General features: G+C 71.8%; 11 protein-coding genes. 5 read left to right on the top strand and 6 right to left on the bottom strand.

Translation table 11 applies throughout. The annotated features are described in order from the left end of the window. Window positions 1-111: 111 nt before the first annotated feature. Window positions 112-603 carry a flavin reductase family protein gene (locus tag ACFWZ2_RS42470; protein WP_384555165.1) on the bottom strand — a complete coding sequence of 164 codons (492 nt, stop codon included), beginning with the start codon at window positions 601-603 and terminating at the stop codon, window positions 112-114. 476 nt (window positions 604-1,079) lie between these two features. On the opposite strand from ACFWZ2_RS42470, the gene cdgB reads away from it, so the two are divergent. Next, window positions 1,080-2,720, top strand: a complete 1,641-nt coding sequence (gene cdgB / locus ACFWZ2_RS42465; protein ID WP_384555162.1) for a diguanylate cyclase CdgB — start codon at window positions 1,080-1,082, stop codon at window positions 2,718-2,720. 87 nt (window positions 2,721-2,807) lie between these two features. Continuing rightward, window positions 2,808-3,788: a carbohydrate-binding protein gene (locus ACFWZ2_RS42460; RefSeq protein WP_384555161.1), complete on the top strand. Its 981-nt coding sequence runs from the start codon at window positions 2,808-2,810 to the stop codon at window positions 3,786-3,788. On the opposite strand, the gene ACFWZ2_RS42455 is transcribed toward ACFWZ2_RS42460, so the two are convergent. The 3 genes from ACFWZ2_RS42455 to ACFWZ2_RS42445 all read right to left on the bottom strand — a co-directional run bounded on the left by ACFWZ2_RS42455 (window position 3,785) and on the right by ACFWZ2_RS42445 (window position 6,984). Further along, window positions 3,785-4,720, bottom strand: coding sequence for a 1-phosphofructokinase family hexose kinase (locus ACFWZ2_RS42455; protein ID WP_384555164.1), 936 nt, complete (start codon window positions 4,718-4,720; stop codon window positions 3,785-3,787). The genes ACFWZ2_RS42460 and ACFWZ2_RS42455 overlap by 4 nt on opposite strands. Before the next feature lie 159 nt (window positions 4,721-4,879). Beyond that, window positions 4,880-6,019: an N-acetylglucosamine-6-phosphate deacetylase gene (gene nagA / locus ACFWZ2_RS42450; RefSeq protein WP_384555160.1), complete on the bottom strand. Its 1,140-nt coding sequence runs from the start codon at window positions 6,017-6,019 to the stop codon at window positions 4,880-4,882. Then, window positions 6,019-6,984, bottom strand: coding sequence for an ROK family protein (locus ACFWZ2_RS42445; RefSeq protein WP_384555159.1), 966 nt, complete (start codon window positions 6,982-6,984; stop codon window positions 6,019-6,021). Before ACFWZ2_RS42445 ends, nagA begins: the two co-directional genes overlap by 1 nt. A 267-nt stretch (window positions 6,985-7,251) precedes the next feature. Between ACFWZ2_RS42445 and ACFWZ2_RS42440 the strand changes: the two genes are divergently transcribed. The 3 genes from ACFWZ2_RS42440 to otsB are packed head-to-tail and all read left to right on the top strand — an operon-like array spanning window position 7,252 to window position 9,629. Next, window positions 7,252-8,484 carry an extracellular solute-binding protein gene (locus ACFWZ2_RS42440; RefSeq protein WP_384555163.1) on the top strand — a complete coding sequence of 411 codons (1,233 nt, stop codon included), beginning with the start codon at window positions 7,252-7,254 and terminating at the stop codon, window positions 8,482-8,484. 10 nt (window positions 8,485-8,494) lie between these two features. Then, a complete protein-coding gene (locus ACFWZ2_RS42435) occupies window positions 8,495-8,746 on the top strand; it encodes a DUF3263 domain-containing protein (RefSeq protein WP_384555158.1) in 252 nt (83 codons plus the stop codon). Window positions 8,747-8,765: 19 nt separating this feature from the next. Further along, on the top strand, window positions 8,766-9,629 hold the full coding sequence (otsB, locus tag ACFWZ2_RS42430; protein ID WP_384555157.1) for a trehalose-phosphatase: 864 nt from the start codon (window positions 8,766-8,768) through the stop codon (window positions 9,627-9,629). Here the strand turns inward: otsB and ACFWZ2_RS42425 are convergent. Next, window positions 9,617-11,101: a right-handed parallel beta-helix repeat-containing protein gene (locus ACFWZ2_RS42425; RefSeq protein WP_384555156.1), complete on the bottom strand. Its 1,485-nt coding sequence runs from the start codon at window positions 11,099-11,101 to the stop codon at window positions 9,617-9,619. The two genes, otsB and ACFWZ2_RS42425, sit on opposite strands and share 13 nt — an antisense overlap. Window positions 11,102-11,194: 93 nt before the next feature. After that, the gene (locus tag ACFWZ2_RS42420) at window positions 11,195-12,646 is read right to left on the bottom strand and encodes a trehalose-6-phosphate synthase (RefSeq protein ID WP_384555155.1); all 1,452 of its coding nucleotides are present in this window, start codon (window positions 12,644-12,646) and stop codon (window positions 11,195-11,197) included. Window positions 12,647-12,714: the final 68 nt, after the last annotated feature.

Raw genomic sequence — 12,714 nt, 5'->3', positions numbered from 1 at the left:
CTGCGCGCTCAGCGCGCGAAAAGCCGCATTCGCATCTGCCGGGATCCCGGCAGTCGCGACTGCGGCTTTTTCGTGGTTGCTCGCGCAGTTCCCCGCGCCCCTTACGGGGCCCTAGCTCAGGTTCCGGTAGCGGCCGCGGAAGTACATCAGGGGGCCACCTTCCGCGCTCGGCAATGACGCAGTCAGCACGCGGCCGATGACCAGCGTGTGATCGCCCGCGGTCACGGTCTGCTCCGTACGGCACTCCAGCGTCGCGAGCGCCCCGCCGATCAGGGGGGCGCCGGACGCCGCGCCGCGTACGTAGGGGAGGTCCTCGAAGAGGAGCCGGTCGCTGATGCGGCCCTTCATCGCGAAGCGGCCCGCGATGTGGCGCTGGCTCTCGGAGAGCACCGAGACCGCCCAGTGGGGCTGCTCGGCGAGCAGGTCGTCCATCCGGGAGCCCTCGCGCAGGCTGACCATGACCAGGGGCGGGTCGAGGGAGACGGACAGGAAGGCCGTCGCCGTCATGCCCACGTCCTCGCCGGCCGGGGCCGTCGGGTCGTCCGGGTCCAGGGCCGGCTCGCGCGCCGTCACCAGGACCACGCCTGCCGCCAGGCGGGACATGGCCGCGCGGAACTCGTCGTTGCTCACCCCATCAGCATGCCCATTCGGTGATGGGTGGCGTGGGGAAGGCGGGGCCGGGAGTGTCTTCAGTACGTGAGCCACGCACCGAAGTTAACTCCCCGTCGCTTTCGGCCACATCGGGCCCTGGGCCCAGTCCGGTCCTAGGACCGATGGCCGAGTTCGTGGACTTCATGAATGTGGCAGAAGGCGGCACGCGGTGTCACGAAATGCGGTGGACTAGTCCAAGGGACTGGACCAACGGCAGCTTCTCACCTGTGACTTGAGTCACAGGACCCATATTTTGTTGACCCTGTGTACCGAGTGAGCTGCTCGCTGTGATTCAGTGACGGTGGCAATAAGACACTGAGGGCACAAGGGCACAGAAGTACCACGGGCGAGAAGCACCAACGGCACGGAAGAACACTGCGGGCGCTGCGCATCCTGGAGTTGCTGTCGAGGTCTCGGGGAGAACGAGCATGGAGACCGAGTCGGAGCCGTACGTCCGTCTTGCGACCCTGCGGCAGCTGCACCAGGTGGTGGCGGAGCTCAACACGGCCCGGAGCCTGGCGGACACGCTGCAGACCGTCGCCGACGGCGTCGTCAACGGCCTTGGCTACGAACTGGCGTGTGTCAATCTCGTGCGCCCGGACGGCGATCTCGTCGTCGCCGCCTTCGCGGGCAACCCCGCGGCCGAGGCCCTGATCACCGGACGCGTCGGCTCCCGCGACGCCTGGGAGCGCCGCCTCGCCATGGGAGAGCCGTGGGGCGCGCTGCGCTTCATCTCGTACACCGAGGGCTGGGTCCTCGACGACGACGACGTCCCGCAGTGGTACACCGAGGGCCCCGAGCCCCGCTTCGAGGACGAGTGGCACCCGGCGGACCGGCTCTTCGCCCCCATGTACGCGACGGGCGCGGCCGGCGGCGAACTGCTCGGCGTGATCTCCGTGGACCGCCCGCGCAACGGCCGCAGGCCCGGCGCCTGGGGCCGCGAGGCCCTGCAGATGTACGCCTTCCAGGCCGCCATCGCGATCAGCAACGCCCGCCTGCGGGCCAACATGCAGCGCGCCCTGGTCCGCCTGGAGAGGGAGCAGCAGGCACTGCGGGCCAGCGAGGAGTCCTTCCGGCAGGCCTTCGAGTACGCGCCGTCCGGCATGGCCATCGCCGAGATGGGCGGCGACCAGCACGGCCGGATCCTGCGCACGAACGACGCGCTCTGCCGCCTCCTCGGCCGCCCCGCGTCGGCCATGCGGCGCTACTCCTTCTCCGACCTCGTGCACCCCGAGGACATCGGGACGCTCCTGCGCACCTCCGCCGAGGGCGGCCGCGCCGAGCTGCGGCTCGCGCGGCGCGACGCCACGTATGTGTGGGTGTCGCTGCGCAACTCCGTCGTCGCGGACGCCGCCGACGGGCCCCGCTTCCTGCTCACGCACGTCGAGGACATCGAGGAGCGCAAGCGCCGCGAGCTGCAGCTCGCCCACCGCGCCAGCCACGACTCGCTCACCGGCCTTCCCAACTCCGCCGAGCTGCGCGCCCGGCTCAGCGCCCGGCTCTGTAGGCGGCCCCACGCGGGGCAGCCCAGCGCCGTGGACTCGCTCGACGCCGCCTACGAGCACGGCTTCGACTTCGGTCACGCGTCGCACCAGCAGCAGGACGACGGCTTCGACCACCATGTGCACACCGTCGCCCCCCAGGGCGGCGACGACGACGTGGACGACGGCACCAAGGGGCTCGCGGTCCTCTTCTGCGACCTCGACGGCTTCAAGTCGATCAACGACCGCTTCGGTCACCACACCGGCGACGCCGTCCTCATCGAGGTCGCCAGGCGCCTCACCAGCGGTGTGCGGGACGGGGACACGGTGGCGCGGCTCGGCGGCGACGAGTTCGTCGTCCTCGCCGACGGGCTCGGCCGGGCCGACGCCCAGGACCTCGCGGTCCGGCTGCGGAACGCGATCATCCCGCCGATCCGCGTCGACGGCAGGGCGGTCCGTGTGGGGGCCAGTTTCGGCATCGGCTGGGCGCACTGCGGGATGTCGGCCGACGAAGTGTTGCACTCCGCTGACCAGCGGATGTACGTGGAGAAACGCTCCCGTGCCAAGCAGCACCGGCGGGCCGGGTGACGGCCTCGATGAGGTCAACGCCACCCCGTGGGCTCACTCGGACCGGGTAGGCTCCCCGCGTCAGCGATGTGAGGGAGTGACCAGGGAATGACGCCCGGCAATAACGGCGAGAACACGCCGAGCGCGCCGCAGGGCGACGACGATCCGTTCGGCTACCTGTACGAGGACGGGCAGGCCGCCGGAGCGACCCCGCCCAGCGGTGGGGGCGGCTACGGGTACCCGGGTCCCCGGTCCTCGTACAACCAGGTGAGAGCGGTCGGCGACCGGCGCCCGCAGTACGGGCAGACCCAGCCGACGCAGCAGTACGGCCAGCAGGTCCCGCAGCAGGCGCAGCAGCCCTACGGCCAGCCGAACGCCCACTACACCGCCCCCGAGGCGCAGCCCGGCGGCGCCCCCGTCTCCTCGCCGCAGTACGCGCCCGCGGGCGGCGGACGCGGCCGGGGCCCGAACACCAAGGGCCTGCTGATCGGCGCCATCGCGGTGGTGGCCGTGGTCGCCATAGGCATCGGTGCCGCGATGCTCTTCGGCCGCGACGACGACAAGGGCGACAAGGAAGAGGCAGGCGGCAACCCGTCGCAGGCCGCGTCCGTGGAGCCCAGCGAGAAGCCGTCCAAGAAGCCCGAGGAGAAGACCGAGCTCCCCAAGACGGACGCGAAGGCCCTCAAGCTGGAGGGCGGCACGACCACGGCGTCCGACATCAAGGGCGCCAAGGCCGCGGGCGGCGTCTATGTCGCCGGGTTCGACAAGGTCGGCGCGCAGGTGACGTGGACCGTCGACGGCATCCCCAAGGCCGGGACGTACAAACTCAGCGTGAACTACGGCGTCCCCGGCAAGGACAGCAACGCCACCATCTCGGTCAACGGCAAGAAGCAGAGCCGCCCCCTGAGCATGAAGAACTTCACCGGCGCCAAGGAAGGCGACTGGGAGAAGGGCTGGACCAACACCTGGGGCCTCGTCCAGCTCACCAAGGGGACGAACACCATCACGCTCAGCTGCGAGCAGAGCAACCTCTGCGGGACCACCGGCGCGAACATCGACCAGATGTGGCTGGTCGAGGGCAAGGGCTAGGCCGCGCTGTCCTGTCCCGTCACCGTGACGTGCGGCAGGGTGTCGTCGTAGGTCGGGCGGTCGAACTCGCCGGCCACCGGTGCTGCCACTGTTGCCGCTGAGAGGGCCACGGCGCGGGCCAGGCGGTCGGGCCAGGGGAGTCCTTCGGCGAGTGCCGAGAGCAGGCCCGCGACCGCCGAGTCGCCCGCGCCCGTCGGGTTGCCGTGCACGCGGGCGGGCGGGGCCGCCTGCCAGCCGCCGTCGGGGGTGACCGCGAGGAGGCCGTCGGCGCCGAGTGAGGCGACGACGGCGTGGGCGCCCCTGCGGCGGGCGTCGCGGGTGGCCTGGGAGGGTTCGTGGGAGCCGGTGAGCTCGGCGAGTTCGTCGGCGTTGGGCTTCACCACGTCGGGGCGGGCCGCGACGCCGCGGCGCAGCGGTTCGCCGCTGGTGTCGAGGAGCACGGGGACCCCGGCCGCGCGTGCGGCCCGTATGAGCAGGGCGTAGGCCCCGACGGGCACGCCGGGCGGCAGGCTGCCGCAGAGGGCGACCGCGGACATCCCTTCGCGGTGCACCAACTCCTCGTAGGAGTCCAGGAACGCGGCCCATTCGCCGGGCGAGACCAGCGGGCCCGGTTCGTTGAGCTGGGTGGTGTCGCCGGTGGCGGCGTCCACCACGGCGAGGGTGCGGCGGGTGGCGCCGCCGACGGGGGTGAGCGCGTCGGTGAGGTGCGGCGCTTCGGCGAGGCGGTCGTGCAGGGTGCGTCCCGTGTCGCCGCCCGCGAAGCCCGCGACGGTGACGTCGTGGCCGAGCGCGGCGAGCACCCGGGCGACGTTCAGGCCCTTGCCGCCGGGGCGTTCGATGACCTCGGTGACGCGGTGCGAGGCGTGCGGGGTGAGGGCGGGGACCCGGTAGGTGATGTCCAGGGCGGCGTTCAGCGTGACGGTGAGGATCACGCGTGCCACCCCCTGGAGTCCTGGTCCCTGAACGCGCCTGCCTGCGGCCTCTTTCGGGGTCTGATCATGCCAAACAGAAGGCGGTTGGCCCAGAGGTGGGGGCCAACCGCCTGCTGCTCGTCGCCCGGTCAACGGGCGGCGAAATCACCCGAGTTGGGGTTAATTGGGCTCAACGACCCACGCGCCCTTGCGCATCACGCCCTTGAGCTCGAAGTCCGCGTCGAGGACCACCAGGTCCGCGTCCTTGCCCGGTTCCAGGGAGCCGACCTTGTCGTACATCCCGAGGAGCTTGGCGGGGTTCGCGGAGATGGCGCGGACGGTGTCCTCGACGGACAGCCGGTCGACGGTCACCGAGCGCTTGAACGCGCGGTCGAGGGTGAGCGTGGAGCCCGCGATCGAGCCGCCTTCGACGAGCCGCGCGACGCTGTCCTTCACCTCGACCTCCAGCGGGCCGAGCATGTACCGGCCGTCGCCGAAGCCCGCCGCGTCCATGGCGTCGGTGATGAGGGCGACGCGGTCCGCGCCCTTGTGGTGGAAGGCGAGTTCGAAGGACGCGGGGTGCAGATGGGTGCCGTCGTTGATCAGCTCGACGGTGACCCGCTCGTCCTCGAGGAGCGCGGCGATGGGGCCCGGGGTGCGGTGGCCGAGGGCGGGCATCGCGTTGTAGAGGTGGGTGGCGACGGTGGCGCCCGCGTCGATCGCCTGCACGGTCTGCTCGTACGTCGCGTCCGTGTGGCCGATCGCCGCGATCACGCCGTGCTCGGCGAGGAGGCGTACGGAGTCGATGCCGCCCGGCAGTTCGGTGGCGAGCGTGAACATCTTCGCCTGGCCGCGCGCCGCGTCCATCAGCTTGCGCACGTCGGCGGGGTCGGGATGTCTGAGCAGCGCCTCGCTGTGCGCGCCCTTGCGGCACGGCGAGATGAACGGGCCCTCGAAGTGGATGCCCGCGATGTCGCCCTGCTCGGCGAGTTCGGAGAGCACCCCGGCCCGCTGGGCGAGGAAGTCCATCTCGCCGGTGACGGTGGAGGCGACGACGGTGGTGGTGCCGTGCAGGCGGTGGGTGTGGATGCCCTTGAGCACGTCCTCGACGGTGCCCGAGGTGAAGGAGGCGCCACCGCCTCCGTGGTTGTGGATGTCGACGAAGCCGGGGACCACCCAGTGGCCGGTGAGGTCCAGGGTCTCCGTGTCGGAGGGAGCGCTCCCGGCGATGCGCGTGCCGTCGACGATCACGCGGCCGTTCGTGAGGGTCCCGGTGGGCAGTACCACCTGTGCACCGGCGAGAACCTTGCTAGTGGCCATCAGGTGGTTACCTCCGTGGGGTCGGTGTCTGTGGCGGCAGTCTTCTGGTCGACGAGGTCCCAGGCGAGCAGGCCCGCACCGAGGCAGCCCGCCGTGTCGCCGAGGGCGGCGGGGACGATCTCCGGCAGCGTCTGGAACTGGACGATGCGCGCCGCGACGGCGGCCCGCAGCGGTGTGAACAAGGTTTCCCCCGCCTCGGCGAGACCGCCACCGATGATCAGGGTGTGCGGGTCCAGCAGAGTGAGGGCGGTCAGCAGGCCGTCGGCCAGGGCCTCGACGGCGTCGCGCCAGACCTCCTGGGCGCGCGGGTCGCCGGATTCCACGGCCTTCGCGCAGTCCGCGGCGTCCGCGTCGGGGTCGCCGCTCGCCTCCGCCCACGCCTTGCTCACCGCGGACGCGGAGGCCAGGCGCTCCAGGCAGCCGCGCTGGCCGCAGCCGCAGGGCGGTCCGTCGGGGCGTACGACGATGTGGCCGATCTCCCCGGCCGAGCCGTGCGCGCCGGGTTCGATGGCGCCGCCGATGCCGATGGCGCCCGCGATGCCGGTGCCGAGCGGCACGAAGAGGAACCGGTCGGCTCCCTTGCCCGCGCCGATGCGGCCCTCGGCGAGGCCGCCGGTGCGGACGTCGTGGCCGAGGGCCACGGGGACGCCTTCGAGGCGGGCGCTGAGGAGGTCCCGCAGGGGGACGTCGCTCCAGCCGAGGTTGGCCGCGTAGACGGCGATGCCGCGTGCGGCGTCGACGATGCCGGGCACGGCGACTCCGGCCGCCTCCGCGGGCTCCCCGAAGCGGTCGATGCCGTGGGCGCGCAGGTCCGCGGCGAAGCCGAGGATGGACTCGACGACGGCGTCGGCCCCGCGGTCGCGCCCGGTCGGGCGGCGCGCCTCGTGCAGCAGGGTGCCGTCCGCCCCCACCAGGGCGGCCTTCATTCCGGTGCCGCCCACATCGAGGGCGATGACGTGTCTCACGGGGGACAGTCTCGCGCGTCACCCGTGAGAGGTCTAGTCCACTTCGGGTGTTTGAGGGGGGCCGAAGGTCCTTTTCGGCACTGGTGTCCCGATTGCCGGGGCCCGCTCCGCCGGGCCCTGGGGCCCTTGTGGCCGCCGTTGCAGAAGTGATACTCGGGTGGTGTAGACCTTGTGTCCGGACTCGGGGGAAACTCGCAGTTCAAGTGCATTGAGGCAATGAGGGTGGGAACAGCTGTGCAGCGGCGCGTGACAGGACTGACCGCGGCGATGGCCGTACTCGGCATGACGGGCGTGCTCGCGGGCTGCGGCGGTCCCGGCGGCTCCGGCGACGTCACCCTCAAGCTGGTGGCCGCCGACTACGGCGACTCCGCGGCGAACAGCTCCAAGAAGTACTGGGACAAGGTCGTCAAGGGCTTCGAGGCCGAGAACCCCGGCATCAAGGTCGAGGTCACCGTCCACTCCTGGAACGACGTGGACCGTGAGGTCAAGGAGATGGTCAAGAAGGGCGACGCCCCCGACCTGGCGCAGATCGGCGCGTACGCCGACTACGCCGCGCAGGGCAAGCTCTACGAGGCCGACGAACTCCTCTCCATCGCCACCCAGGCCGACTTCCTCGCCCCCCTCGCCCAGGCCGGCGAGGTCAAGCGCATCCAGTACGGCATGCCGTTCGCCGCCTCCACGCGCCTGCTCTTCTACAACACCAAGCTCTTCAAGGACGCGAACCTCACCCCGCCGCAGAGCTGGAGCGAGCTGCAGGCCGACGCCAAGGCGCTCAAGGCGCGCGGCGTGAAGATCCCCTACGCGCTGCCGCTCGGCTCCGAGGAGGCGCCCGCCGAGACGCTGATGTGGATGCTCAGCGGCGGCGGCGGTTACACCGACAACGTCGGCTCGTACAGCATCGACTCCAAGGAGAACGCCAAGACGTTCTCCTGGCTGCGCGACGAGCTCGTCGGCAAGGGCCTGACCGGGCCGACGGCGCCCGGCGAGCTGAACCGCATCGACGCGTTCAAGGCGTTCTCGAACGGCGAGGTCGGCATGCTCAACGGCCACCCCACGCTGATGAAGATGGCCGCCAAGAAGGGCGTGAAGTTCGGCATGGTGCCGGCGCCCGGCATCAACGGCAAGGCGCAGGCCACGATGGGCGTCGCCGACTGGATGATGGCGTTCAAGAAGAACGGCCACCGCAAGGAGGCCGGCAAGTTCCTCGACTACGTCTACAGCAAGAAGAACGTGCTCGAATTCTCGAACGAGTACGACATCCTGCCCGTGACGAGCTCCGCCTCCGACGCGATGGCCGAGGAGCGCGGCGACACCGAACTCGGCAAGTTCCTCAAGGAGCTGCCGACCTCGCAGCTCTACCCGGTGGGCAAGACGTCCTGGGCGCAGGTCTCCGCGGACATCAAGCAGGACATCGGCAAGACCGTCGAGAAGAACGGCAACCCCAAGTCCGTCCTCGGCCGGATCCAGAACCGGGCGGCGGTCAAGGAGAACGCGGAATAGCGTGTCCGGCATGACCGATCAGGAGCACCCGGGGCCGGGGGAGCTGTCCGCGCGGGACCGCGCCGTCCTCGCCCTCGAACGGCGGCCGTGGCCGGGCCCCGGCGCGAAGGAACGCGCCATCCGCGAGGAGCTCGGCATGGTGCCCGTGCGCTACTACCAGGTCCTGAACGCCCTCCTCGACGACGCCCGCGCGCTCGCCCATGACCCGATTACGGTCAATCGGCTGCGCCGGGTGCGGGAGTCACGGCGCGACGAGCGCTGACGCCGTTAGGGTCGGGCCCATGGGTGACCCAACGCACTCCCCGACGGACCCGCCCGAGCTGCCCGAGCCCGTGACGCCCGCCGGGCGCGACGGCCTCGCCGCGCTGCTCGCGCGCCCCGAACGGGCCGTCGTGGCCCTGGACTTCGACGGCACGCTCGCCCCGATCGTCGCCGACCCCGAGCAGGCCCGCGCCCACCCGGACGCCGTGCCCGCGCTCGCCGTGCTCGCCCCGCGCGTGCGGTCCGTCGCGGTGGTCACCGGACGGCCCGCGGGCGTCGCCGTCCGCTACGGCGGCTTCGCGGGCGTCCCCGGCCTCGAACACCTCGTCGTCCTCGGGCACTACGGCGCCGAGCGCTGGGACGCCGTCACCGGCACGGTGCACGCCGCGGAGCCGCACCCCGGCGTGGCGGCCGTGCGCGCCGAACTGCCCGGTTTCCTCGATGCGATCGGCGCCTGGCGCGGCACCTGGATCGAGGAGAAGGGCCGGGCCGTCGCCGTCCACACGCGCCGCGCCCGCAACCCGCAGGCCGCCTTCGACGCGCTGCGCGAACCGCTCGCCGAGCTGGCGAACCGGCACGGCCTGATCGTCGAACCGGGCCGCCTGGTCCTGGAGTTGCGGCCGCCCGGCATGGACAAGGGCGTGGCGCTCGCCGAGTACCTGCGCGAGGTCGGCGCCGAGTCCGTGCTCTACGCGGGCGACGACCTCGGCGACCTGCCCGCCTTCGGCGCCGTGGAGAAGCTCCGCTCGGACGGCATCGCGGGCCTGCTCGTGTGCAGCGGCAGCGCGGAGGTGACGGAGCTTTCCGGGCGGGCCGACCTGGTGGTGGAGGGCCCGCGGGGCGTCGTGCGCCTCTTGTCGGCGATCGCCGCTCAACTCGACTGATCGGCGCCGATGTTGGGCGGGTCGGGGATCGGGTTCCCGAAGTAGTCGTACGCCGTCCCGTCCTCGACCGCCGTCCCCGCGCCCCGCGCCGGTGAACCGTCCTTCAGGCGTACGTCACCGGGCTTCGCGGGCGCCGCGGACACGAACAGCGGGTCGGCGTTCACGGCCTTCGGGTCGCGGGGCTGCGCGGTGTGCCAGTACAGATTGCCCTCGTAGGTGCTCACCGTGTCCTTGATGGGGGAGCCCGGCCCGGTGGCAGCGCCGACGAAGACGTTGTCGCGGAAGGTCACGCCGGTCGGCCCGTTGTTGGCGACGAGGGCGGTGTCCGCGCGGTCGGTGACGACCGTGTTCCGGTAGACCTGCGTGTCCGTGGCCGCCCCGCACACCACCGAGATCACGGCGTAGGGGGACGTCGTGTTGCGGTCGTTGACGCTGATGTTGTCGTGGATCCGGTTGCCGTCGCTGACCTTGCCCTCGCCGTTGCAGACGAGCAGGAAGCCGCCTTCGTTGTCGTGGCTGTAGTTGTAGCGATAGGTGTTGCGTACGTTGCCGCCGTCGATGTCGTACGCCATCGAGTCGCGCGTCCCGTGGCCGCCGGTGACCTCGTTGTACTGGTAGAGCGCGTCCTCGGACTCCCAGGCCCACACGCCCGCGTTGTAGCCCGCGGAGCGCATGTTGAAGCCGTCGACGTGGTTGTGCTCGACGCGCGCCTTGCTGGTCTCGTGGACGACGATGCCGTCGCCGCCCACGTCGTACGCCTTGTTGCGCTGGAACCGCACACCGGTCGAGAACTTCCCCGGACCGTCCCACGTCGACATGACGCCGATGCCCGTGCGGTCGACGTGGCGCACGGTGGAGTCCTCGACGCGCACGTCGGCGAACCGGGTGGGCTTCGCCGACCCCTGTACGACGAAGAGGATGCCGCCCGAGGGGTCCGGGTCCTTGAAGTCGGCGCCGTTCACGTCGTGCACGTCCGCCCCGTCGACGACGAAGTGGTCGGCCGTGCCGTAGTCGGTGAGCTGCACGTACAGGCCCGCGCGGCGTTCCGTGGTGGTCGCCGGGCCGGTGTTGGAGAGGTCCAGGTTCCGGATCTCCCACTGCTCGGTGTTCACCAAGTGCAGTGCGGCGCGCGCCCCTTGGGCCTCGATGCGGGGCTTGGCCGCCCCCTTGTCCCCGTACGCGTCGATGCGCACGGGGGCGCCGGCCGCACCCGCACCTTTGGGAGCCAGCACCCCCGTGCAGCTTGTGCCCCGCTTGAGCAGGAGCCGGTCGCCCGGACCGAGGACGTGGCCGCTCGCCTTGCCGACGGTGCGCCAGGCCGCGGCGGCGGAGGTGCCGGACGCGGAGTCGTCGCCCTGGGCGCAGTCGACGTAGTACGCGGTGCCGGACCGCGCCTCGGCGGCCGGGGCGAGGCCCGTGGCGGCCGCGGCGAGGGCGGTGAGGATCACGATGCTCGTGCGACGCGAGGTCATGTCCGGGAACGTAGTGACGCCCCGCGCCGGGGCCCATGGACAAACGCGCGCGGCCCCTTGGACTTGCCGTCTGCCGTCTGCCGTCTGCCGTCGTCAGCCGGTGAGTGCCCGCAGCTGGTCCAGGAACCACTGGGCGGGCGGCAGGGCCGTCGCCGCCGCCGCGAGCCGCTTGGTGCGCTCGGCGCGTTCGTCGTCCGGCATGGAGAGCGCCGTGTGCAGGGCCTCGGCGGTGGCCGTGATGTCGTACGGGTTCACCGGCAGCGCGTCCTCGCCCAGCTCCTCGTACGCCCCGGCCTCCCGCGAGAGCACGAGCGCGCAGCCGTCGTCGGAGACCACGGGGACCTCCTTGGCGACGAGGTTCATGCCGTCGCGGATCGGGTTGACCAGCGCCACGTCCGCGAGCCGGTACGCCGCGAGCGAGCGCGCGAAGTCGTCCTTGACGTGCAGCACCACCGGGGTCCAACCGGGCGTGCCGTACGCGGAGTTGATCGCGTCGGCGACCCGGGAGACCTCCGCCGTGTAGTCCCGGTACACCGCGAGGTCCTGCCGGGACGGGTAGGCGAAGGCGACGTGCACGACCTGTTCGCGCCACTCGGGGCGGGTGTCGAGCAGTTCGCGGTAGGCCAGCAGGCCGCGCACGATGTTCTTGGACAGCTCCGTCCTGTCCACCCGCACGATCGTCCTGCGCCCCTCGCCCACCTGCTCCCGCAGCACGGCGAGCCGCTCCTCGACGTCGGCGCGCCGCGAGCGCTCCCGCAGGAAGTCCGCGTCGGCGCCGAGCCCGTGCACCCCGATCCGGGTCCCGGAGGTCCCGCCGATGATCCGTACGCAGCAGTCGGTGAACGCGTCCGCCCACCGCCCGGTGAGGAAGCCGAGCCGGTCGGCGCCGAGCATCCCGCGCAGCAGCTGCTCGGCCACGTCGTCCGGCAGCATCCTGAAGTAGTCGACGGGCGCCCACGGCGTGTGCGAGAAGTGCCCGATCCGCAGGTCGCCGCGGAGCTCCCGCAGCATGCCCGGCACCAGGGCCAGGTGGTAGTCCTGCACCAGGACCGCGGCACCCGGCGCCGCCTCCGCGGCGAGCGCATCGGCGAACGCGCGGTTGTAGGTCTCGTACGCCGCCCAGCGCGCACGGAACTCCCGCCCGAAGACCGGTTCCAGCGGCGTCTGGTAGAGCAGGTGGTGGACGAACCAGAGCACCGAGTTCGCGATGCCGTTGTACGCGGCGGCGTGCACCTCCGCGTCGATGTCCAGCATCCGTACGCCCGATTCGCCCGCCCGTCGCCCGCCACCACCCTTGTTCTGAGGGGCCTGCGGCCCCGCCCCTACGATTCCCCGGCGCACGGCCTCCCTGTCGCCGTCGCCGAGCGCCGCGCACACCCACAGGGCGTCCGCCTCGTCGCCGATGGCGCTGAGCCCGGAGACCAGGCCGCCGCCGCCGCGCCGCGCGGTCAGCTCGCCGTCCTCCCCCACCGCGTACGAGACGGGGCCGCGGTTGGACGCGACGAGTACCTGCGCTGCTGCTGCCGATCCGGGCTCGGAGACCATGTGGCAAAACGTAGCCCGTCCCGGAAACGCTCAAACGTACGGCGGCCGGACTCCCGGCGGGGGAGTCC

The sequence above is a fragment of the Streptomyces sp. NPDC059002 genome, assembly GCF_042740435.1.
Lineage (GTDB): Bacteria > Actinomycetota > Actinomycetes > Streptomycetales > Streptomycetaceae > Streptomyces.
This window is presented reverse-complemented; position numbering and strand designations above follow the sequence as displayed.

What these genes read in the sequence shown, in the direction of transcription:
- ACFWZ2_RS42420 (WP_384555155.1), bottom strand. Translation starts at nt 12,646, where the DNA reads ATGGTCTCCGAGCCCGGATCGGCAGCAGCAGCGCAGGTACTCGTCGCG.
- cdgB (WP_384555162.1), top strand. Translation starts at nt 1,080, where the DNA reads ATGGAGACCGAGTCGGAGCCGTACGTCCGTCTTGCGACCCTGCGGCAG.
- ACFWZ2_RS42470 (WP_384555165.1), bottom strand. Translation starts at nt 603, where the DNA reads ATGTCCCGCCTGGCGGCAGGCGTGGTCCTGGTGACGGCGCGCGAGCCG.
- nagA (WP_384555160.1), bottom strand. Translation starts at nt 6,019, where the DNA reads ATGGCCACTAGCAAGGTTCTCGCCGGTGCACAGGTGGTACTGCCCACC.
- ACFWZ2_RS42425 (WP_384555156.1), bottom strand. Translation starts at nt 11,101, where the DNA reads ATGACCTCGCGTCGCACGAGCATCGTGATCCTCACCGCCCTCGCCGCG.
- ACFWZ2_RS42440 (WP_384555163.1), top strand. Translation starts at nt 7,252, where the DNA reads ATGGCCGTACTCGGCATGACGGGCGTGCTCGCGGGCTGCGGCGGTCCC.
- ACFWZ2_RS42435 (WP_384555158.1), top strand. Translation starts at nt 8,495, where the DNA reads ATGACCGATCAGGAGCACCCGGGGCCGGGGGAGCTGTCCGCGCGGGAC.
- ACFWZ2_RS42460 (WP_384555161.1), top strand. Translation starts at nt 2,808, where the DNA reads ATGACGCCCGGCAATAACGGCGAGAACACGCCGAGCGCGCCGCAGGGC.
- otsB (WP_384555157.1), top strand. Translation starts at nt 8,766, where the DNA reads ATGGGTGACCCAACGCACTCCCCGACGGACCCGCCCGAGCTGCCCGAG.